This is a genomic window from Rhizobium sp. 05N49 (assembly GCF_056396805.1).
Map to the genome: position 1 here is coordinate 1 of NZ_JBFTME010000019.1, position 21,707 is coordinate 21,707.

14 protein-coding genes are annotated in these 21,707 nt (G+C 60.8%); 4 read left to right on the forward strand and 10 right to left on the reverse strand.

Annotated elements, in window-relative coordinates; all coding sequences use genetic code 11:
- Nucleotides 1-4,103: N,N-dimethylformamidase beta subunit family domain-containing protein (locus AC1DF8_RS28370; protein WP_478155848.1), on the reverse strand; the 4,103-nt coding region annotated here is incomplete at its 3' end.
- Between the two features lie 627 nt (nucleotides 4,104-4,730).
- On the opposite strand from AC1DF8_RS28370, the gene AC1DF8_RS28375 reads away from it, so the two are divergent.
- Nucleotides 4,731-6,590: a TPR end-of-group domain-containing protein gene (locus AC1DF8_RS28375; RefSeq protein ID WP_478155966.1), complete on the forward strand. Its 1,860-nt coding sequence runs from the start codon at nucleotides 4,731-4,733 to the stop codon at nucleotides 6,588-6,590.
- A gap of 225 nt (nucleotides 6,591-6,815) precedes the next feature.
- A complete protein-coding gene (poxB, locus tag AC1DF8_RS28380) occupies nucleotides 6,816-8,543 on the forward strand; it encodes a ubiquinone-dependent pyruvate dehydrogenase (protein WP_478155849.1) in 1,728 nt (575 codons plus the stop codon).
- A 101-nt stretch (nucleotides 8,544-8,644) separates the two neighbouring features.
- Here the strand turns inward: poxB and AC1DF8_RS28385 are convergent, their stop codons facing one another.
- The 5 genes from AC1DF8_RS28385 to AC1DF8_RS28405 all read right to left on the reverse strand — a co-directional run bounded on the left by AC1DF8_RS28385 (nucleotide 8,645) and on the right by AC1DF8_RS28405 (nucleotide 15,522).
- The gene (locus AC1DF8_RS28385) at nucleotides 8,645-9,748 is read right to left on the reverse strand and encodes an ABC transporter ATP-binding protein (RefSeq protein WP_478155850.1); all 1,104 of its coding nucleotides are present in this window, start codon (nucleotides 9,746-9,748) and stop codon (nucleotides 8,645-8,647) included.
- Nucleotides 9,748-12,339, reverse strand: coding sequence for a GH116 family glycosyl-hydrolase (locus AC1DF8_RS28390; protein ID WP_478155851.1), 2,592 nt, complete (start codon nucleotides 12,337-12,339; stop codon nucleotides 9,748-9,750). Before AC1DF8_RS28390 ends, AC1DF8_RS28385 begins: the two co-directional genes overlap by 1 nt.
- A 19-nt stretch (nucleotides 12,340-12,358) precedes the next feature.
- Nucleotides 12,359-13,210 carry an ABC transporter permease subunit gene (locus AC1DF8_RS28395; RefSeq protein WP_018114471.1) on the reverse strand — a complete coding sequence of 284 codons (852 nt, stop codon included), beginning with the start codon at nucleotides 13,208-13,210 and terminating at the stop codon, nucleotides 12,359-12,361.
- On the reverse strand, nucleotides 13,207-14,115 hold the full coding sequence (locus AC1DF8_RS28400; protein WP_478155852.1) for a carbohydrate ABC transporter permease: 909 nt from the start codon (nucleotides 14,113-14,115) through the stop codon (nucleotides 13,207-13,209). The genes AC1DF8_RS28395 and AC1DF8_RS28400 overlap by 4 nt, the downstream gene beginning before the upstream one ends.
- 123 nt (nucleotides 14,116-14,238) lie before the next feature.
- Nucleotides 14,239-15,522 (reverse strand): ABC transporter substrate-binding protein, encoded by a 1,284-nt coding sequence (locus AC1DF8_RS28405; RefSeq protein ID WP_113015581.1) that lies wholly within the window; start codon nucleotides 15,520-15,522, stop codon nucleotides 14,239-14,241.
- 207 nt (nucleotides 15,523-15,729) lie between these two features.
- On the opposite strand from AC1DF8_RS28405, the gene AC1DF8_RS28410 reads away from it, so the two are divergent.
- Nucleotides 15,730-16,755 (forward strand): LacI family DNA-binding transcriptional regulator, encoded by a 1,026-nt coding sequence (locus AC1DF8_RS28410; RefSeq protein ID WP_113145082.1) that lies wholly within the window; start codon nucleotides 15,730-15,732, stop codon nucleotides 16,753-16,755.
- Between the two features lie 134 nt (nucleotides 16,756-16,889).
- On the forward strand, nucleotides 16,890-17,723 hold the full coding sequence (locus AC1DF8_RS28415; protein ID WP_113117771.1) for an inositol monophosphatase family protein: 834 nt from the start codon (nucleotides 16,890-16,892) through the stop codon (nucleotides 17,721-17,723).
- Between the two features lie 6 nt (nucleotides 17,724-17,729).
- Here AC1DF8_RS28415 and AC1DF8_RS28420 read toward each other — a convergent pair whose 3' ends face one another.
- Genes AC1DF8_RS28420 through AC1DF8_RS28435 form a run of 4 tightly spaced genes read right to left on the reverse strand, consistent with a single transcriptional unit; the run spans nucleotide 17,730 to nucleotide 21,686 of the window.
- On the reverse strand, nucleotides 17,730-18,809 hold the full coding sequence (locus AC1DF8_RS28420) for an ABC transporter ATP-binding protein (RefSeq protein ID WP_478155853.1): 1,080 nt from the start codon (nucleotides 18,807-18,809) through the stop codon (nucleotides 17,730-17,732).
- 23 nt (nucleotides 18,810-18,832) lie between these two features.
- Nucleotides 18,833-19,654, reverse strand: a complete 822-nt coding sequence (locus AC1DF8_RS28425) for an ABC transporter permease (protein WP_018115319.1) — start codon at nucleotides 19,652-19,654, stop codon at nucleotides 18,833-18,835.
- Complete coding sequence (locus AC1DF8_RS28430) at nucleotides 19,651-20,541, reverse strand: ABC transporter permease (protein ID WP_018115320.1); 891 nt, start codon at nucleotides 20,539-20,541, stop codon at nucleotides 19,651-19,653. Before AC1DF8_RS28430 ends, AC1DF8_RS28425 begins: the two co-directional genes overlap by 4 nt.
- The gene (locus AC1DF8_RS28435) at nucleotides 20,541-21,686 is read right to left on the reverse strand and encodes an extracellular solute-binding protein (protein WP_478155854.1); all 1,146 of its coding nucleotides are present in this window, start codon (nucleotides 21,684-21,686) and stop codon (nucleotides 20,541-20,543) included. Before AC1DF8_RS28435 ends, AC1DF8_RS28430 begins: the two co-directional genes overlap by 1 nt.
- Nucleotides 21,687-21,707 lie beyond the last annotated feature (21 nt).

The following is a 21,707-nucleotide window of genomic DNA, read 5'->3' on the forward strand; positions in this document are numbered from 1 at the left end:
GTCTTGGTGTCGCCGGCATCCGGATCGGTGTCGTTGGTCAGCACGTTGCCGCTCGCAACCACACCGCCCGAACCATTGGCAACCCCACCCTTCTCGGTCGCGTCGCCAGCATCGGCAACCGCCGTTGGCGTCGTATTGCCGGGCGTCGATACGGCGATGCTGAAGGTCTCGTTGGCCGAAAGACCACCGAGGTCTGTCGCCGTTACCTTGACACCATAGCTTCCGCCTGTCGTCGGCGTGCCGGAGAAGGTCCGCGTCGTGGCGTTGAAGCTCAGCCAGGTGGGCAGCGCCGTACCGTCGGCGGCCGTTGCCGAGTAGGTCAGTGTCTCGCCGCTGTCGACATCGGTGAAGGTCGTCGTCGGCACCGCGAAGGAAAAGGCAGAGCCGACGGTGGCGTTCTGGGTCGCCGTCTGAACGGCGAGCACCGGTGCGTCATTGGCGCCATGGATGGTGATGGTCAGGCTGGCCGTGGCGGTGGCCCCGGCCGTGTCGCGCATCGTGTAGCTGAAGACATCGCTCAGCGTATTGGTCGACTGGCGCAGCCCCTGGACGGCGGCATTGGTCTCGTTGACGGCATAGCTATAGGCACCCGATGCATTGAGCACGAGGCTGCCATAGGTGCCGTTCAGCGCCGTGCCGAGCGTGCCCGATGCCGAGCCGAAGACCACGGCCGTGACCGTCTTGGTGTCGCCGGCATCCGGATCGGTGTCGTTGGTCAGCACGTTGCCGCTCGCAACCGCACCGCCCGAACCATTGGCAACCCCACCCTTCTCGGTCGCGTCGCCAGCATCGGCAACCGCCGTTGGCGTCGTGTTGGAGCCCGGCGTGGTGAACATCACGTCGACCCAATAGTTGGTCTGTTCGAAAGTGCTCGTAGGGAAGAGGCTGTTGCTGCCATAGGCATATACGCCGTTGCCACTGGCCGGCGCCGTCAGGGAGCCGCTCGTCACGTTGGAGACGAAGTAATTGGCGGTTGTCGAATAGTGGCCGGTATCGGTGTGGTAGGACGCCGTGTAGGTCTGACCGGCCGTCAACGCCACCGGGCTCGAAAAATAGGCGATCTGCCAGCCGCTGGCAGTTTCGTTCGTGAAGGTGAGGGTCGCAAGCCGCGTACCGGTGCTCGACCAGAGTGAACCGGTATGCGTACCGGTATCCTGGCTGCCCTTGTAAAAGCGAATGCCGGTGACGGTGCCCGCCGCGGAGGTCTGAAATTTGACCCCGAGCTCAACAGCCGACGTATCGTCGGTGTTGACGATAGCCGGCGTCGCCGAGCCGAAGAGCGACGTGTAGCTCGCCCCGGTGACGGTGACCGTGCGTCCCGCCGAAGGGGTCTCAAGGTTGATGCTGTCGTCGACGGCCCGTGACCGGATCGTATAGCTGCCCGCCACCTGCGGCGACCATGTATATGTCCAGTTCTCATCGCCCGTCGCCGGATGCCAGCTCGCCCCATTGTCGGTCGAGACCTCGACACCGGCAATGACCCCGCCGCCCGTGTCGGTGGCGGTCCCCGTGATCGTGACCGTGGAGCCAACGGTCGCCGTTGATGGCACGGTGATGATGGAAGTCGGCGCGACGTGATCGGTGGAGCCTGTCGTGGCGACAAGGCCGGACTGCAGCGTCCCGGGCTGAATGCCCATGTCGGCCAGCAGATTGACCATTGCCTGCTGTACGCGGGGATCGGTCGGGGTTGCCTCATTATCGTGATTGTTGCTTAAGCCCCATGTCCAGTAGACTGTACCGGCACCGAACACCAGTGCGCCGCTCGGCGCACGATAGAGCGTCAGATTGTGGGTCGCGGTCGCGTTGCCGGTCGTGTTTCCGTAATCAAGCAAATAGGTGCTGACCGGAAGCGTCGTCGACGACAGCTTGACGAGGCCGGCGGGATCAAAGCCGTTGTCAGGCGCTTCGTCCCATTCGTAACCAAGATAGTTCTTGGTCAGCGTTGCCGTCTGGCCGGGCTGAAGATTGGCGACGCTGGTATTGCGCCAGAAACGCAGGTTGGCATCATCATATCCAACGGTGATCGCGCTGAGATTGCTGCCGACATCATCGACCTTGAACAACTGTCCGGTCAGCGAGTTTTCCGGGTTTCCGCCGCCGATCGCGGGTGGGCTGAGACGCGGATCGCGGAAGGTACCCGTCCACTGGTTGGAAGGATCGATGCTGGCGCCGGGCGACCAGGTCTCCTTGTAGGAAATCAGGGTCCGATAAGGCGTGCCGTCGGCGCTGTAGGCATTGCCCCAACGGGTGCGCCAATAGACCTCGTTACCGCTCCAGAACATCAGGTTGACGCCCGCATCACGCGCGGCTTCGACATTCGTCCTCTGCTGACCGGACCAGTATTCGTCATGCCCGGCATCAATATAGGTTTTGTGATTGAGCAGCAGGCTGCCATAGCGGTCGACGTCCACACCTGACAGGTACGAAACATCGTAGCCGTTCTGCTCCAGCCAGTAGATGCCTGCATATTCAGCGCCGAACAGGTAGTCCTGCGGACCGGCATACGTGCCAACCCCGCCACGGGTCGCAATCGGCCTGTTGTAACTGACAGCATAGGCGCGACCAGCGCCCTGCCCCGTTGCCGGACCATTGCCGCCGTAGAAGTTTGCACCACCCCAGCCGTTATAGGCTTGCCAGGTCTGGTCAGCGGTCTGGAAGACGATATCGCTGTGGCTGTCGTCGTCGCGCACGATGAACGGGATCTGATTTTCGCCGAAGGTGCCGTCCTGTCGCACGAGCTTGGCGATATAAACGCCTGAAACGGCATCTTCAGGCACGGTCCAAGAGGCCGACACGGCCCAGTTGCCGGCATCCACGGTGCCGGTCGTGGCATTGCGCAACGGATTGGGTTGGTTCTGCACGCCGGTGTGCTGAATGGTCGTGACCTTGCGCGCACCCATGCCGCCATAATAGCCGAGGCGGTAGATATCGATCCGGTAATTGTTGGAATCGGTGTCGATCTTGAAGCTGATCGTCTTGCCGTTATCGACGCTGATATCGGTCGCGAATCCCTCGATATTGGAGCTGCCGGCGCCGTCGATGCCCCACTCGCTCTCCGGATTGCCCTGCAGCAGATTTTCCGCCACGACCTTGTTGGCGGGCGCCGCTGCCGCCGCCAGACTTTGCGTCGCCAAAGACCGCTGCGTGATCGGTGGGGTGGTGACCGAGCCGGAAAGGATCCCTCGACCCTTGGTGCCGGTTAACGTTCCCATTTCTCCGCCGCCGGGCAACGATCCGTTGAAGTTCGACAAATTCGTCGACGTAACGGTCGCCCGCCAGTTCGAGAGCGGGGATAAGTTGCGATCGAGAAGCGGGTCGCTGACCGATGCGCCGATGGCTCGCTTGATCGTGGCTACATAGTCCGGCCCTTCGGTCAGCCTTGTCCCCGGCAATTGACCATCCTGCTGAAGCATGGCGCCGCCATGGGCCCAATCGAGAATCCGCGTGGGGGATGTGAAGTAGCCACAGCCGCAGACACCAAAAGGCATGCCGAACGCCAGTGAATTCGATCCGCCGTGATGTGCAGCCACCGCTGCTGCCGACGGGCTCGATTCGAGAATGACCACCTTGCCGGAGTGAGAGCGCCCGCCTGCTACGGCAGCGGAACCTTGTCCTGATACTGCCGGTCCGGGGCTCTGCGGCAGATACGGGGCCAGGGGATCCTCGCCCATGGTGCCAATGCCGGCATAACTGCGGTAACCATTCGCGTTCTGCCCAAAAGCTGCAAAAACCGGTCCATGGGCCGACAGGACAGACGCGGCTAAGCCTCCGCTTCGAACGCCCGTTTCGCGCGCGGCCGCGAAAGCCTCGGCCAAGGATGGGGACACGGGGTCCAGATCGCTCTGAAGATCTGCTTCGCCGATCGCGTCCGCTCTTGATTCTTTATCGTGTCCGCCGAGCGCAGGATTGTCGTCGGGATTGCCGACAAGGGTGCTGCCCGTGGTTTCGCCCGTTGTCTGCACGGAGGTGGCAAGCTGAGCACTATCCTCGGGCCGCTCGGCGTTCTTACCATGCTTTGCCTTTCCACCGACACCCAACCAACGGGGAGCCCACGAATCCAGCAGAAGTGAGCGCGAAGCCCACCGGCGAGCGTTGCGATACATGGCGTGCCCTCTCGCGAAATTGTCAGGACCAAATCTATGAGGATCGTTCGATACGCGGACCTCCAATTATAATCGAAAATGGACGAGTATATCCTACCCATTTTGACCTACAGGCGGCATCCTTTAAGGCAAACGGGCTTTCGCGCAGAGCCGTGACTTGCCTTTCGCCGAGCGAAGAGCGGTGCGACCGTCGGATCTGCTTCGTATTACGAATCGTTGCTGGCAAACTCGGCAAAGCTTGCTGCCTTGGAGACTTAGTAACTGRCAATCAGTCGCTCTCCATTGCCAACTCCTCTTCTTCCGCGCAACGGGCACCGAGATGATGTCGGAGGCGGGTTCGAACGCTGTGTTGCGGATCCCTTCCTCCGAGACGCCGTCCAAAATCGATGCACGGCCTCAAAATTGAGCACGTCGGCAAACCCGGGGTCTTTCCCATCCGAAAGAGCTATCGTTTGGCGCAATCTTCGCCCGTTCGGAGTATTGATGCTGAGCCGTAACGATATAGGCTCTGCGCCGCCGTGACAGCATGCCGAATCGAAAGATTTCGGCTGCATGGGAGGGAGCCCTAGCGCGGTCAAAATCTGGAAAAAGCGAGACACTGACATGAGACAATCCATGGAGAGGATCATGGAGCGGCGATTGAGTGCCATCCTCGCTGCCGATGTGGTCGGATACAGCCGGCTCATGGGCATAGACGAGACGGGCACGCTGCAGGCTTTGAACCGCCATCGCTGCGAACTGGTCGACATCCGCATATCCGATTACAAGGGCCGTATCGTCAAACTGACCGGCGACGGCATCCTGGCCGAGTTTCAAAGCGTCGTGAATGCCGTGGCCTGCGCCGCCGAAATCCAGCGCACCATGGCCGTGCGCAATGAAAACGTGGCCAAGGAAGAGCGCGTCGAATTCCGCATCGGCATCAATCTCGGCGATGTCGTCGTCGAAAATGACGATATCTTCGGCGACGGCGTCAACGTTGCCGCGCGTCTGGAAGGTATTGCTCCGGCCGGCGGCATTGCGGTGTCGGCAATCGTGCGGGATCAAGTCGGCACACGCCTCAATCTCGGCTTCGATTTTTTAGGTGAACACGTGTTCAAAAACATCCGGCAGCCGGTGCAAGTCTACACGGTTTCCTTCGACAAGCCGAGCTCTGCCCGCTTCGTCGCGCAGAACCGCAATACCTGTTTCATCGCCGTCCTGCCCTTCACCAACATGAGCGGCGATGCCGATCAGGATTACTTCTCCGACGGCATCACCGAGGACATCATCACCGATCTTTCCAAGGTCTCCAGCCTCCATGTTGTGCCGCGCAACACCGTCTTCACGTACAAGGGCACATCGGTGAGGGTGAAGCAGGTCGCCCAGGAACTCGGCGTACGTTACATGCTGGAAGGCAGTGTGCGCATCGTCGGCACGCGGGTGCGCATCTCCGGCCAGCTGATTGACACGGCGAACGGTGATCATCTGTGGGCCGAACGCTTTGATCGAGACCTCACCGATATCTTCGCCATCCAGGATGAGATCACCAACGCGATCGTCAGCCAATTGAAGGTGCGGTTGCTGCCGGAAGAGCGCAAGGCCATTGCCGCCGAGCCGACGGCCAATGTCGAGGCTTATACCTACTACCTGAGAGGCCGACAGCTCTCCCATAGCTGGACCAAGTCCTATCTGCAGCTTGCCCGGCGCATGTTCTACAAGGCCGTCGAACTGGATCCGGATTATGGCCGTGCCTATGCAGGCATTGCCGATTGCGATGCAGCGATCCGCGACTGGGCCCCCGACGATGTGCCCCTGGAGCGCATCCTCGCCATGAGCGCCAAGGCCCTGGAACTCGATCCCGACCTCGCCGAGGCCCATGCCTCCCGCGGCCTCGCACTGCATCAGAAGGGCGAGGACGACGAGGCAACGGCATGCTTCGAACGGGCGCTATCTCTCGATCCCAACCTCTATGAAGCAAATTTCCACTATGCCCGCATCTTCTTCATGCACGGGAATTTCGCCGAAGCGGTGCACTACTTTAGCCGCGCCGCCGAAATCCGCCCCGACGACTATGTTTCGCCGATCCATCTGATGTCCTCATACCACTCTCTCGGACGGACGGCGGACCGGGAAAGTTGGGCGCGAAAAGGCATTGAAAGAGCCGAGCGGGCGCTCAATCAGAACCCGGAAAATTCCGGCCCCGCCCATCGCGGCGCGCTTGCCCTTGCCCATCTCGGCGAAGCAGCGCGAGCCTGCGACTGGGCCGCTCGGGCGAGCGCCATCGATCCCGATGATATCGTCGCCCAATATAATCTCGCCTGCGTCCACTCCGTGCTCGGCCATGTGGAACGTGCAATCGATATCCTGGAGGGCTTGCTGCCCCGCACCTCGGTCTACCATATCAAATGGTTCACTCATGATTCAGACCTGGACAACCTGCGCAAGGATCCGCGTTTCATGAAACTTGTCGCGAAAGCGATGAAGGGGCGGGAACGGATCGAGGCATAGGTCGCGGTAAAAGGACGCCAAGGGGAGAGCCTAGCGCGCCTGTGCGCTTGGCCGGCAGGCCGTTCCACGGGATATCAGGCAAGCGGCCTTTTCACGGCGAGCGCCTATACCAAGGTCCAGTTGGGTGTCTCCGCCACTCTGATATCTCTCCGGGTTGAGAAGCTCAGAGCGAGGCCTAGCTTCCTTTTACCATTCACCTGAAACCCAGAGCCCGGGAGCCTTTCGATGAAATCCAAAGTAGCTGATGTCCTGACAGAGGTGCTGCATTCGGCCGGCGTCAAGCGGATATATGGGGTGGTCGGCGACAGCTTGAACGGGCTCACGGAAGCGCTGCGAAAGAGAGGCGACATCGAGTGGGTTCATACCCGCCATGAAGAGACAGCCGCCTTCGCGGCCGGGGCCGAAGCCCATCTCAGCGGCGAACTGGCCGTGTGCGCCGGAAGCTGCGGCCCGGGCAACCTCCACCTCATCAACGGCCTGTTCGATTGCCATCGCTCACGCGTCCCGGTTCTCGCCATTGCCGCCCAGATACCGTCGGCCGAAATCGGCAGGGGCTATTTCCAGGAAACGCATCCGGACCAGCTTTTCCGGGAATGCAGCCACTATTGCGAGCTTGTCAGCCATCCCGAGCAATTGCCCGCAGTCATCGAAACGGCCATTCGCACCGCCATCGGAAAGCGCGGCGTTGCCGTCGTGGTTATTTCGGGCGACGTGGCATTGACCGATTTCACGGCGAAGATTTCGACACCAGCCGCACTCACGCTGGCCCAACCGAACGTCGTGCCGGCGAACGATCAGATCGATCGACTGTCGGAACTACTCAATAACAGCTCGAAGGTTACCCTTCTGTGTGGGCGCGGCTGCGAAGGGGCGCATGACGAGTTGATCGCCTTTGCGGACCGGCTGAAGGCGCCTGTTGTCCACGCGCTCGGCGGCAAGGAACATGTCGAGTGGGACAATCCCTTCGATGTCGGCATGACCGGTCTGATCGGCTTCTCCTCGGGTTACAAGGCCATGCTGGAGTGCGACACGCTTCTCATGCTCGGCACCGATTTCCCATACCGGCAGTTCTATCCAACCGACGCCAAGATCGCGCAGGTGGATATTCGACCGGAGAATCTTGGCCGCCGGGCCTCGCTCGATCTTGCAATCGTCGGCGACGTCAAATCGACACTGGCGGCAACGCTGCCGAAGCTGACGGAGCGAACCGACAGGGATCATCTCGATGCTTGCCTTGCCGCCTACAGGAAGGCGCGTGAGGGTCTCGACGACCTCGCCACAGGCCGAGAGGGCGGCAAGATTCATCCGCAATATGTGGCACGCCTTCTGAGCGAGCATGCGTCCGACGATGCGGTTTTCACCTTCGATGTCGGAACCCCCACGATCTGGGCGGCCCGCTACCTGAAAATGAACGGAAAGCGTCGCCTCATCGGATCCCTGGTTCACGGATCGATGGCCAACGCACTTCCTCAGGCGATCGGGGCGCAGGCAACATACAAGGGACGCCAGATCATCAGCATGTCCGGCGATGGCGGCTTTGCCATGCTGATGGGCGACTTCCTGACGCTCGTTCAGCAGAACCTGCCGGTGAAGGTTGTTGTATTCAACAATTCCGTTCTCGGTTTCGTGGCAATGGAAATGAAGGCTTCAGGCTTCCTTGAGACGGGTACCGAACTCAAGAATCCGGATTTCGCGGCGGTTGCTCGGGCGGCGGGAGTCCATGGCATTCGCGTTGAGAGCCCCGCCGAACTCGACGGTGCCATCAGGGAAATTCTGGCGCATCCTGGTCCGGCACTGCTCGACGTCGTCACCAATACACAGGAACTGTCGATGCCACCCCGGATCGAAGCGGCGCAGGTGAAAGGTTTCGGTCTCTGGGCCATTCGCGCGGTGATGAACGGCCGTGGAGACGAACTCGTCGACCTGACGGTCTCGAATTTCCTGTCTCGCTGACGGCGAATGCTGCCGTCGGTCGGTGCCGGAATAGCCTGCGGGAAAGAGCCCATCAAGGGCTCGGCACCGACCGATACGGCCGTAGCTGCTTTGAGCTTGGTTCAGTTCAGATAGGCATCGCGCCAATCACCGTTGGAACCGATCGTCACACCGGCCTCGTTGAACAAATGAACGAAAGGCTCGCGGATGACGATCGGTATTCGTGCGCCGGAGGCTGCCCGGCTGATGCCGCGCAGCGCCACGGTAAAGCCATTTCCGGTCGCAGTCTCGGCGTGGATGATCGTTTCCGATCCAAGGATTTCGGTGTCGCCGACAGTGATCTCCAGGCTGCCCTCCCCGATCTCGCAATGTTCGGGCCTTACGCCGAACGTGACCGGAGCGCCATCAGGCAGATCGACCTGCCGACCGGGCAAGGGAATATGGGTGCCGTCCTCCAGCGTGATCCCCATCAGGCCACCAATGCGCGCGATCCGGCCCGTGAGAAGGTTCATGGGCGGCGCACCAAGAAAGCGGGCGACGAAGAGGTTGGCCGGGCGTGCGTATAGCTCGATCGGCGGGCCGACCTGTTCGATCCGGCCTTCGTTGAGCACGACGATCTGGTCTGCCATGGTCATTGCCTCGACCTGATCATGCGTCACGTAGACCATTGTCGACTTCAGCCGCCGATGCAGGCTGATCAGCTCGCCGCGCATCTTCACACGCAGTTCGGCATCGAGATTGGAGAGCGGTTCGTCGAAGAGAAAGGCCTTCGGTTCCTTGACGATGGCGCGCCCGATCGCGACGCGCTGGCTCTGGCCGCCGGAAAGCTGGCTCGGACGACGGGCCATAAGGTGCTCGATCTGCAGAATATTGGCCGCCTTGGCGACGCGGGCAGTAATTTCCGGCCTGGCGAGCTTCTGGTTTTCCAGGCCGAATTTGAGGTTCTGCTCGACGCTCATATGTGGATAGAGTGCATAGGACTGGAAGACCATCGCCATGCCGCGCGCGGATGGCAGAAGATGGTCGCAGCGCATGCCATCGATCCGGATTTCCCCCGACGTGACTTCCTCCAGCCCTGCCATCATGCGCAGCAGGGTCGACTTGCCGCAGCCTGAAGGCCCGACAAAGACGGTGAACGAACCGTCGGCGATAGTCAGGTCGATGCCGTGTATGACTTCGAGACTTTGAAAGGCCTTGCGGACTGTCCTGAGTTCAATACCGGCCATTATGCCACCGTCTTAAGTTCGATCGACTGGCCCGCTGCGATGGACGTCCTGCCCGCAAGACGATGCGTCAGCCCGTCCACCGAGATTTCGGCGGCGTTGAGGCTGCCTCCGAGCACGGCGAGAATGAGGCCGTCACCTTCGCGGGTCAATGTGCCGAAAGCGCTTCCGGCTGACCAAAACAGACGATAATCGCCCTGCAGTTTCGGTGCGAAGGCGAGCGTGCCCGAGACGAAATCGGCGCTGAGGCCCGAGAAGGCATTGACCAACTGCCAGGCCGACATCGAGCGTGCGTAGTAGGAACCGCACTCGATGTCGTTCCAGGGATTGCGGCGGGAACCGTCATGCCGGTTACGCGCACCGCAGACGATATCCATGCCCTCTTCGACGAGGCCGTGCATGATGAGATGCGAAGCAGCCATATATTCGATGCCGGTCCAGACTTCTTCGGCATAGGGAGCCGCGACCATCGGCTGGCGGATGCCTTCAGGATAGGTTGCGATCAAAAGCCCTGCCTCGTCTTCATAGGCATAGTTGCGGCAGGGATTGAAGTGATCCTCAAGCGTCGGGCGGAAATTGTTCCTGTGCACCGATTTCAGCGCGGTCCTCACCTTGTCTGCATCAAGGAACCCGCCGATACCGGCGACCTCGGCATGCCACTGGCCGAGGATCTGATCGGAAATGCAGCCCTCGCCCATCTGATATTTGAGCTCCTGAAACTCCTCCGACCAGTAGGTTTCCATGAAACCGTCGGCGAGGACCCCGGCCGCGCGGCCGACATCGAAGGGTATCAGCACGCCCTTGTCAGAGAGGTCGACCTTCTGGATGAACCAGCGGCCGTTGAAGAGCTCGGAATTGATGTAGGCCGCACCAGCCTTGCCCATGCGCGCCGTCTTTTCCGACAGTTCCGTGTCGCCGAGGACCGCCGCCATTTCGGAAACACCGAGCAGGGCCGCCACATACATGGAGGCGAGCCAAGAATTCGGGCCGAACAGTTCCATGTCGAGCGTCTGATGCTGGCGGCCGGAGAGAATACCGGTCTGGTCGGGATCCCAGCGGTCAGGGTTTTCGGACGACCAGGCATATTCGATCGCCCGTTTGACACTAGGCCAGTAACGGCCGAGCCAATCGGTATCGCCGCATAGCTTCCAGTCCCGGTAGGTTTTGATGATCGCACCGAAATGGCCGTCTGCGCAGGGGCCGATAATATCGAAGCCGGAGCCCAGCGGCAGCTTCTGGCGGAAGGTCAGCCCCCCGGTCGGCAACTGATTATAGGTGAATTCGGTCTCACGCAGCGTCCGCTCAATGGCGGGAAAGAGGTGCGAGACCGCCTGCTGGTAATTCCAGACATGAGTGCAGGTTCCCTCACAGGAGCCATCCTGGCTATGCTGGCCTTCCCAGGCCCAGAGCGCGCCATTTTCCAGGCGGATGCAGGTGGCGGTACGCAGCAGCGCCAGCGTCGCACTCGCCGCATCCTTGACTTCCGCTGGAAGCGTTGTGTCGAACAATCCATCGCGAAAGGCCGCGGTATTCGCATGCAACGTGTCCCAACGTGTTAGCGCCTCGGTGGCGCTAGCGGTGGAATCTGCCCATTGCGTCGCATAATAGTTCGTCCAGCTCGGCGTCGGCCGATCGGGAATGGCGCCATCCGGCTTGTCGCGATAGGCCCAATAGACATCCCCATGCGGGAAGTTCCATGTGATGACGAAGCGCACCTTCCTGCGTTCGCCAGGGGCGACGGCGAAGCGGGCACCGAGCGTGCCGTGTTCCGGTTGCAGGCTCATGTGTCGAGAGGTGCGAGGCTCATCATAGTGCCGTTTCGGCAGGCGACCGGGTCTTGCAAACTCCTTCCAGTAGACAGAGAGATCATCGAACCATTGGCCCCGATAATGATGGTCCGTATGGTCGACATCGTCAGCGTCCGTTGCGATCGTCAGATCGCCGCGTTGTGTTGCCGACAACGACGTATCGGACGAAGTCAGATGCAGGCTGCTGATGCCGCCTTCCTGCCTGAAGGTATGGATACCGCTGTTCGAGCCGTAATTGCCGAGCGTGCCGGCAAGCGTGTAGGTCAGTTCGTCCGCCGTATCGTTGACGATCTCGAATTCGAACATCGCCACCGGCATCGAGGAATCGCGGTCGTTGTGGGGAATGAAGGGGCTCAATGCCGCCAGCCTGACACCGCCCGGAAAACGCTGATCCCTGAACACGAGATCGGCGGTCGGGAAGCGGCCGTAGAAATCGACCTCACGGAAATGCGGCACGCCGACCAGCGTCTGGCGGTTGGCGCCATGACCGAAGCCATCGAACATCTTGCGCAGCCCCGGCGCTCCGGAAGGGTTCAGGTCATAAGGCCCGTTCAGCACGCGGGCATCGACGAGTTCCCCATTCTTCTCGGCCTTGATGGCGAAATGCGAGTAGCCGTTATAGCCCTGCAGCGCAGGCCGGTTGCGGATTGACCAATCGATCAGCCGGCCGCTGCCGGAGATAGACAGGCCGCCGGAGCCGATGCCGCCGAGCGGAAAGGCGATATAGCGCGTGCGCTCGCCCTTATAGGCAAAGCGGGGTTCGATGGAGGCGAGATCATCCCACATGAAATCAATATCCCTGATGTTAGTTCTTGATACCGCTCATCGTGATGCCTTCGATCACGAATTTCTGGGCGAGGAGAAAGAGGAGAACGACGGGCAGGATGGACATGCTCATTGCGGCCATCACGACCGAGAGATTGCCTGACGCCATGTAGCCGCGCAGCACATCCATCGCGACCGGAAGCGTCAGCGATTCATTCGAGCTCAAAAGCACTTTCGCCTGAAAATAATAGTTCCAGGTCTGGGTGAAGGTGATGATGCCGAGCGCTGAGAGTGCCGGGCGAAGCTGTGGCAGCGATATCCGCCAGAAGATCTTGAAATAGCCGGCACCATCCATAAGCGCCGCTTCTTCCAGTGCCTTCGGCTGACTGAGCATGAACTGCCGCACCAGGAAGATGCCGAAGCTGGAGGTGAGGTACATGAGCGCCAGCCCGATCGGCTTGTCGAGCAGGCCGAGGCGCGCATAACCGAGATAAATCGGCAGGATCGTCACCTGTGCTGGAAACATCAGCCCGATGAGCAGGATGAAGAACAGGGTGTCGCGGCCGCGGAAATTCAGCCTCGCAAAGGCGAAGGCGGCGAGCGTGCAGGTCACCATCTGGCCGACGGTGACGATGACGGCAATCATCACCGAATTGAAGTAGATTTCCAGGAACGGCACACGCGAGGCCAGCACCTGCCGGTAGTTGGTGAGATCGAAATTCGGCGGCAGGAAGCTCGGCGGCAGCTTGTAGGCATCCGAAACCGGACGGAAGGACATCGAGAAAAGCCAGAGGAACGGCAAGAGCATGCCGATCGCCATCACCACCATGGTGGCGATGATCGCCCAGTCGATCCAGCGTCGGGCCGCGCGCGTCTGCATCATATTGTTCATTGCTGCACCCACTTGCGCGAGAGGATCTGCTGGATTGCGGTGATGATGAGGATGATCACGGTCATGACGACAGAGATCGAGGCCGCATAGCCGAGCTGGAAACTGCCGAAGCCTTCCTCGACGATCTGGATAGACAGCGAGCGCGTGGCATCGCCCGGACCGCCCTGTGTCAGGATGACGATCGATTCGAACACCTGCAGAGCACCGATCGAGGCATAGACGATGCAGAAGAAAACGACGGGCGAGATATAGGGCAGCGTGATGCGGAGGAACTGACGCCAGGCCGGCGTCCCGTCCATCACAGCCGCCTCCAGGATGTTCTTCGGTACACCTTGAAGGGCGGCGATGAAGATGATCATGAAGAAGCCGGTATTCTTCCAGACGTCCATGATGATGATCGAGGTCATGGCCTGGCCGGCATCGGTGAGCCAGCGCACGCCAGGAAGGCCAATGAGCCGCAGGTAATAATTGATGACGCCAAGATCATCGCCGTAGAAATAGGTCCAGACGATCGAGACGAAGGCGGCAGCGATGATGACGGGCAGGAAGAAGGCAAGCCTGAAGAAATAGAGCAGCCAGCCCGGCATGGCGCGGTTCAGTGCCAGTGCCAGCACAAGCCCGATAGACACGTTGAACGTGACGGCGAAGAGTGCGAAGCGCAAGGTGTTCCAGAGGATCTGAAGCGAACGCTGATCGGTGAAGAAGCGAATGAAGTTGTCGAAACCGACCCATTGCGAGCCGAGCATGGGATCGTAATAGGCAAAGGCGAGGATCGTCGTGACGATGACCGGCGCGATGACGAAAGTCAGATAAAGCACCGTTGCCGGCAGCACGAAGAGGTAGCCGGTTGCAGCCTGCGCACGGCGGAGCTGCGATGTCTGGCGTCTTTCAATGGTCGCGGTCATGGCACCTGGTTCAGATAGCGGACATGGTTTGTCATTCGCCGCGCCCGGAATGGCAGATGCCGTCACGGCAACCTGCCACCCGGCCGCGACGGCGGGAGGAAGATCGTGAGAACCCTTGATCGATCAGCCGCCCATGCGCTTCTTCAGCCGTTCGAAGGAAGCGTTGAGCTCGGCATCCGCCTGCTTCACGCCGTCGGCGATCTTGACCTCGCCGGCCATCATCGCCGTGTAATAGCGGATGAAGATCTTCTCGACCTCCTGGAAATTGGCAGGAGACGGCACGGCCTTGGTGTTTGGCAGCGTCTGGTAATAGAGCGCGGCACTCGGCGGGAAGCTCAGGAAGCCCGGCGTCTCGGCGGCCGACTTACGGCCGGGAACACCGCCACCCTTTTCGCCTTCCTCCTTCTGCGTCTCCTCGCTCGTCAGTTCGAGGATCAGTGCCTTGGCAAGATCCGGCTGCTTGCTCGTCTTGGCGACCGCATAACCGCCGAAGCCGATCACGGTCGTGTCGGTTGCCTTGCTCGGCGGAATGGCGACATCCATGTTGAGCTTGTTGTTCTTGGCACTCTGGATGATCCAGTGACCACGGCTGATCATCGCCACCTGGCCGGCCATGAACTGATTGTCCATCGTATCCTTGCCGGGGATTGGCGAGACGCCATCGACATGGATGAGGTCATGCAGGAATTGCAGACTTTCGGCGACCTTGGGGTCGAGCATGTTGGACGCCGTCCACTCGTCGTTGATGATGCCCGTACCATTCGAGAAGAACCAGGGCTGGATGAAGAAGTTCTGGTTCGGCACTTCATAACCGAACTGGGTAACGTTGCCGGAGGCATCCTTGATCGTCAGCTTCTTCGCGACATCGCGGAACTCATCCCAGGTCCACTTGCCGTCCTTCGGATAGGCAATGCCGGCCTTGTCGAACAAATCCCTGTTGTAGTTGATCATGATGTTGTTCCAGCCGATCGGGATATAGTTGATATCCCCCTTGTAGCTCGACTGCTTGAAGAGGCTCGGAGCGAAGTCCGAGAAGCCAGGATTGGCGGCAACGAAATCATTGAGCGGCAGAAAGAGGCCGCGCGACGAGAAGCTCTGGAAGGTCTCGATCGCCGTGCCATAGACATCGGCCTGCTGACCGGAATTGAACTGGCTGAAGACCTTGGTGACGTAGTCGCCCCAGCCCGTCGAAATCGGGTCGACGGAAAGCTCGACCTTGACGTTCGGGTATTTCTTGTTGAAACGCGCAATGGCGTTGGTCATGGCCGATAGCTCGGCGTCACCGCCGAAGCCCTGCATCTTCAGGGTCGCCGTGACATCCGATTGCGCGAAGGCGCGCCCGACACTTGCGCCGACGGCAAGAGCGGCAGACGAAATCAGCAGCGAACGCCGCGAGAACTCATGCATGTGATCCTCCCTGATGCGCCTCCTCCGGCGCGTTGCCACGTATCCCGGCCTCCACCGGTCGAAACGTTTCGTGTATTCCTACTGAAATATTGCGGACCCAGTTCCTCCCCGGTCCCGCATGGCGTCATTTGCTTAGTCGAAACGTTTCGTATAAGAGCATCAGAACGGCCCGGTGGCAAGAGGGCCTGAGAAAAAGCTGGAGGATGCATGGCCACCATCAAGGATGTGGCGAAACGAGCGGGTGTCGCCATATCGACGGCATCGGCGGCACTCAATCGTTCAGCGCCCGTCAGCGACGAGGTGATCGCCAAGGTGGAGGCCGCTGTCCGCGACATCGGTTATATCCCGCATGGCGGCGCGCGCAGCCTGCGCATGGGCCGCTCCCGGCTGATCGGTCTGATCCTGCCTGATATCACCAACCCGCATTTTGCCAAGGTCGCCAAGGTCGTCGAGTCCGCTTGCCTCAATGCCGGCTACATGGCGGCGGTCTATTCGACGAGCGAGGATCACGACCGCGAGCAGCAGATCCTGACCATGATGCGCATGCAGCGCGTCGAAGGGCTCATCATCATTCCGACACGCTCGGATGCCGAGCATGGCGCCCGCATGGTCGACAAGATCCATGTGCCGACGATCCTGCTCGACAGTTTCATCGAGGGCCTGCCCTATGACGTGATCAAGCTCGACAATATCGCAGCCGGCCGCATGGCCACGGAACATCTGATCAGCCTTGGCCACAGACGGATCGCCGTCACTGCCGGGCGCGCCAACATCATCACCGGTGAAGATCGTCTTGCTGGCTATATGCTGGCCCATGCCGCCCATGGCCTGCCTGTTGATCCGGGGCTGTTGCTTGAGGGGCGTTTCGACCAGGCGCGCGCGCATGACAGCACGATCCGCCGCATGCGCGAACCTGATCCGCCGACCGCGATTTTTGCATTATCGAACATGATGACGCTCGGCGTCCTGAATGCGCTGCGCGAATTGGGTTTCAGAGTGCCTGATGACGTCTCGGTCATCGGGATAGACGATTTCGATTTTGCTAACATCATGAACCCGCCGCCGACAGTCGTTGCCGCCCCGGTGCTCGATATGGCGCAGCAGGCCATCTCCACCCTTCTCAGCGAGATCTCCAGCAGGACGCCGCCAAGCGGTGCGCGGACGATCTTTTCCCCAAACCTGATCCTTCGTGAATCCTGCGCTGCACCGGCGGGTGAGCGGGCTAAAGCATGAGCTGAGAGGTCCAGAACGAAAGTCGACCCGACACCGCATGCCATTGCGCGCGCGCTTCATAAAAGCATCATGCGCATTTGCAATGAGAAACACCGAACCGCCTGCCATCCCCAGTCATCACACGGATTGTCTTCATGAAATCGTCTTCGACCGCCGCGCGCCTGTCGCCGGCAGCCTCGCCCCGCCTTCTCGTACTCGCCGAAACAGCCCTCAAGGCAGGGGAAACGGCGCGCAATGGCCTTAGACGGCGTACGGCCGCCGAGATGGTCCACAAGGCACCGCGCGACTACCAGACGGAAATCGATGTCGCGGTCGAGCGGATCATCGTCGAGGAAATGATGAGCGCGTTTCCGGCCTATGCGATCAAGGGCGAGGAAGAGGTCGGCAACCGGCAGGGCAGCGCGGACGCGCCGGTCATCTATATCGACCCGATCGACGGCACGACCAATTTCGCCTGGGGCATCCCGCATTTCGGCATGACGATCTCGATCGCCGAGGCCGGCCGCGTCGTCTCAGGCGTCGTCTATGACGCCATGCAGGACGAGCTCTTCAGTGCAGAGGCCGGCGGCGGCGCCTGGCTGAACGGCGAGCAGATCCATTGCGCTGAGGTGGCCGATATCCAGAACGTGCTCGTTGGCGCCGGCCTGCCGATCCCCGGCCAGGTCAAGGCGGTCCCGGAAGAGCTTTATTTCGACGCCGTCAAGCGGCTGATGGCCAATACCGCCGGCGTGCGTCGGCTCGGTTCGGCAGCGCTTTCGATCGCCTATGTCGCCTGCGGCCGACTGGACGGCTTCTTCGAGGACGGCCTGTCGGTCCATGACTTCGGTGCCTCGGCACTCATGGTCGAGGAAGCAGGCGGTGTCGTCACACGGTTTTCCGGCGCGGCTGTGACCGGCAAAGGCGACATCCTCGCAGCAAGCAAGCCACTCTATCCCTGGCTGCGGGAGGGTTTTCAGCCGAAAGCCTGAGACCGTTCAAGCCGTATGGAGCGGCTGCATTATCGCAGCCGCCTGTGCGCCAGCCGACTGGTGAATCAGCGCATTGTCACGGAAGGCGAAGAAGCCCGAGCAGCTGGGAGCGACGGTCATTCCGGCCCGGATCATATCGCCCGGCGCAACCATCGCCTTCAGCCTGATGCCATCGGCGAGATCGATATCGACGATCTTGTGCGTACCGAAGTCGGTGACGCGGTGGACGATTGCACCTGCCGCTCCGCTGGCCGGATGCACAGTCAGGGCTTCCGGGCGCATCGCAAGCATCACGGGACCATTTGCGACCGGAATGGAAAAACCGAAAAGCGGATGCGTGCAGATCCCATCTCGGATCTCGCTCTCGACGAAATTCATCGAGCCAATAAAGCCGGCGACGAAAGCCGTCTGCGGTTCGCGGTAGATGACGCTCGGCGGCGCCACCTGCTCCGTTCGGCCGTCGCGCATGACGACGATGCGGTCGGCAAGCGCCAGGGCTTCATCCTGGCCGTGGGTGACGAACAATGTCGTGATGCCGAGGCGCTGCTGGATGTCGCGCACTTCCTCACGCAGCCGCTCGCGCAGATGCTGGTCGAGACTGGCGAAGGGTTCATCGAGCAGCAGGATCTTGGGCTCGAGGACGAGCGAACGGGCAAGCGCGACACGCTGCTGCTGGCCGCCGGAAAGCTGAGTCACCGCGCGCCTCCCGTAATCTGCGAGACCGACGAGAACGAGGGCGTTCTCGACGCGCTCTCGAATTTCGGTCTTTGGCAGACGCCGCAGTTTGAGGCCGAAGGCGATGTTGTTGAAGACATCCATATGGGTCCAGAGCGCATGGCTCTGGAAGACCATGCCGGTTGGGCGCCGCTCCGGCGGCAGGGTCGTTACATCCTTTGCGTCGATGCGGATGCTGCCGCCGGTCGGCCGCTCAAAACCGCCGATCATACGCAGCAACGTCGATTTGCCGGAACCTGACGGGCCGAGCAGGCAGACGAGCTCACCATCACCGACCTCAAGCGAAAAATCGCTGACGGCAAAGGTATGGCCGAAGCTCTTCGAAACGCCTTCGATCGCCAGATGTGCCATTGTTATATCCTTTCTGCCGGCGCTCAGGCGCCGAAGCCCCGCGCAAACGCGCCGGTCCCGATGACGCGCCGCGCAAACATCAATGCCGCAAAGGACGGCACCCAAAGCATCACGGAGAGAACCGCACCATATTGCACGACGATCTGGTTGTTGATGAAGCTGATCATCAGCACCGGCATGGTGCGGATCTCCGGCGCACCGATCAGCCAGGCGCCTTCCGTCTCGTAAAAGGTGCCGACGAAGGTCAGGAGCAGGGCCGCTGATATGGTCGGAGCGGCCTGCGGCAGCGTGATCGACCAGAAGACGCGAAGCGGCGTGGCGCCGGCGTCGCGCGCGGCCTCCTCCATGCGCCGGTCGACATTCTGGAAAGCCGCGACCGGGATCCAGATCATCAGCATCAGCGTGCCGACGAGCTGGATCAACACCACACCCCAGAAGGTACTGATCAGACCGAGTTGCAGGAAGATGCCGGCAATCGCCACCAGCAGACCGAATTTTGGAAAGGCATGGGAGGCAAGAAACGAGAGAAACAGGATGTTGCGGCCGGGAAAGCGCATCCGAGCAAAGGCATAGGCCGCCGGAAGACAGATGATCGCAGAGAGCAGCGTTACCGTCGCCGTCAGCCGCAAGCTGAGGAATAGCGCATCCCAGACATCCTTGCGAGCGAGCGTCTGCGACCAGAAACGCAGGCCGAACTGCTGGGGAATGACGGAAGGGTAGCGCCAGATCTCGGTGAAAGCCCAGGTCGCGACGACCAGCAGCGGCAACGCGATGAAAAGCGTCAGCAGCAATGCCAGCAGCAGCCCCGTCCAGTCGAATTTCAGAGCTGGCGACTGAGGCATCATCGGCCCTCGCGGTTGCGGGCGATCGACCAGACATAGAAGATGCCGAAGAGAAGGCAGAAGCCGAAGCTGATGACCGCCTGTGTCAGCGCGTTCAGCGGGTCATTCATATCCGCGAAGGTGCGCTGCATGAAGGGTCCCATCATCTCTGGCGAGGCGGGGCCGAGCACGTAGGGCAAGGTGAAAGCCGAGAATATGCCGAGAACGGCAAAGGAAGCGGTCACCAGCAGCGAGTTGCCCATGCGCGGCAAGATGATCGAGATGAAGACCCTCGGGGGCGTCGCGCCGACATCGCGGGCCGCCTCGATGGAACTGTTGGAAACGGACGTGAGCCCGGCCGTCAGCATCAAAACAGTCAAAGGCAGATTGTCCCAGACAAGGCCGATGACCGGCCCCCAGGGCGTCAGATACGGGCTCGGCAGCTTTGGCAAGCCGACGGCATTGAGCAGGATGTCGACCGTGCCGTTCGGTCCGATCGTGCGGATCAGCGCATAGGAGAGAATGATCGAAGGAACGAACATCGGAAAGATCGCGAGACCCTGCACATAGCCGGCAAGGCGACTGCCGGAAAAGCGCAGATAAAGCGCAATCGGAAGGCCGATCGCAAGCAGGAGCAGGCCGCAGACAAAGGTCGTCCAGAGCGTCAGCCAGAGATTGTTCAGGCTGTAGGCGTCGCTGAAGAAGAAATGGTAGGAGGCGAGCGAAAACGCAGTCGTTCCGTCAGGTTGACGCACGAAAATGGTCGTGGCGACCGCCGAAAAGATCGGAAAGATGATCAGCCAGCCGACCAGAAAGACCGGCATGCCGACGAGGAGGAGCCCGTAAAGGCTCCCCCTGCTGAGAGGCTGAGCACGGTCTATGACCGCAGGCTGCGCCGTATCGACCGTCATCAGGTGCGGCTGATACCGGGAGCGACGGTACGGTACCAGCCATCGTTGATCGCCTTTTCCCAATCGCCGCCCGGGAAGGTCGGGATGGTCGCCGGGATGACGTCGGCATATTTCTTGCGCAGATCTTCGGAAATGTGATCCCAGGAAACGCCCGGGAAACCACCGATTTCGGTAATGATAGCTTCCTGCATCTCGCTCGTCAGCATGAAGGCGGCGAGCTTGAGGGCGGCATCCTTGTTGGCGCCGTTGGTGAAGATCGTCATAGCCGAAAAACCGCCGCAAAGCGCGAGGTCAGAAAGCTGCACAAGGCCGGTCGTCTCGGGCAGAACGCCCTGAGAAATCGCCTGCAGGACCTGGTCGGACCAGACCGGAGCCATGGTCACGACGCCCTGGGAGAGCAGCTGGATCGACTGCGTGTTGCCGGCGGTATAGGCGCCCTTCTGATAGAGCGACGGCGCGAGATCGTTGAGGATCTTCCAGGCCGGCGTCAGCGACTRCTCGGCAAAATCGGCAGTGAAGTTGTCGATCTTGAATTTCTTCGGGTCGCGGCCGTTGGCTTCATGAATGGCGCGGCGAACGAAATTGCCGCCCGAACCGCCCTTGTCCGGACGGTTGTAGATGAACTGGCCGGGATTGGCCTTGATCCAGGCCGTCAGCTGCTCCCAGGTCTTCGGCGCATCCTTCGGGTCGAGCTTGGTCTTGTCATAGGCGAGCAGAACCTGCGAGCCGCGATAGGGCAATGAGTAGGGCGTGTCGATAGCGAGCGGATTGACGCGGTCGAAGCCGGGCACATTCTCAGCGGAGAACTTTACCCAGAGACCGGCATCGATACCGCCGGCCGGAAGGCGCGGATCGAAGGATTCGAAGAGGTCGGCCTGCGGATCGGTTTTGGTCTTAAGCGCAGCGAGAGCGCGGTCGCCGATGGCGCGAAGGCCGTTGTTGTCGCCGGCATCGGTAACCTTCAGCGCGACTTCCGGATGCGCCTTTTCGAAAGCCGGACGGATGATGTTGTTCCACAGGTCGATGATATTGGAATCCGACCCGCTGTAGAGGTCGATCGTGCCTACGGCGGCCGAGGCAAAGCGCGGAAGGGCGAGAAGGCTCGCAGCCGCCGACGATGTGATCAGAAATTCGCGTCTATTCATACCCTGTCTCCCTTCACTGTC

Excerpts from the sequence above, each read along its gene's own strand:
- AC1DF8_RS28375 (WP_478155966.1), top strand. The coding sequence starts at position 4,731 with ATGGAGCGGCGATTGAGTGCCATCCTCGCTGCCGATGTGGTCGGATAC.
- poxB (WP_478155849.1), top strand. The coding sequence starts at position 6,816 with ATGAAATCCAAAGTAGCTGATGTCCTGACAGAGGTGCTGCATTCGGCC.
- AC1DF8_RS28385 (WP_478155850.1), bottom strand. The coding sequence starts at position 9,748 with ATGGCCGGTATTGAACTCAGGACAGTCCGCAAGGCCTTTCAAAGTCTC.
- AC1DF8_RS28390 (WP_478155851.1), bottom strand. The coding sequence starts at position 12,339 with ATGTGGGATGATCTCGCCTCCATCGAACCCCGCTTTGCCTATAAGGGC.
- AC1DF8_RS28395 (WP_018114471.1), bottom strand. The coding sequence starts at position 13,210 with ATGAACAATATGATGCAGACGCGCGCGGCCCGACGCTGGATCGACTGG.
- AC1DF8_RS28400 (WP_478155852.1), bottom strand. The coding sequence starts at position 14,115 with ATGACCGCGACCATTGAAAGACGCCAGACATCGCAGCTCCGCCGTGCG.
- AC1DF8_RS28405 (WP_113015581.1), bottom strand. The coding sequence starts at position 15,522 with ATGCATGAGTTCTCGCGGCGTTCGCTGCTGATTTCGTCTGCCGCTCTT.
- AC1DF8_RS28410 (WP_113145082.1), top strand. The coding sequence starts at position 15,730 with ATGGCCACCATCAAGGATGTGGCGAAACGAGCGGGTGTCGCCATATCG.
- AC1DF8_RS28415 (WP_113117771.1), top strand. The coding sequence starts at position 16,890 with ATGAAATCGTCTTCGACCGCCGCGCGCCTGTCGCCGGCAGCCTCGCCC.
- AC1DF8_RS28420 (WP_478155853.1), bottom strand. The coding sequence starts at position 18,809 with ATGGCACATCTGGCGATCGAAGGCGTTTCGAAGAGCTTCGGCCATACC.
- AC1DF8_RS28425 (WP_018115319.1), bottom strand. The coding sequence starts at position 19,654 with ATGATGCCTCAGTCGCCAGCTCTGAAATTCGACTGGACGGGGCTGCTG.
- AC1DF8_RS28430 (WP_018115320.1), bottom strand. The coding sequence starts at position 20,541 with ATGACGGTCGATACGGCGCAGCCTGCGGTCATAGACCGTGCTCAGCCT.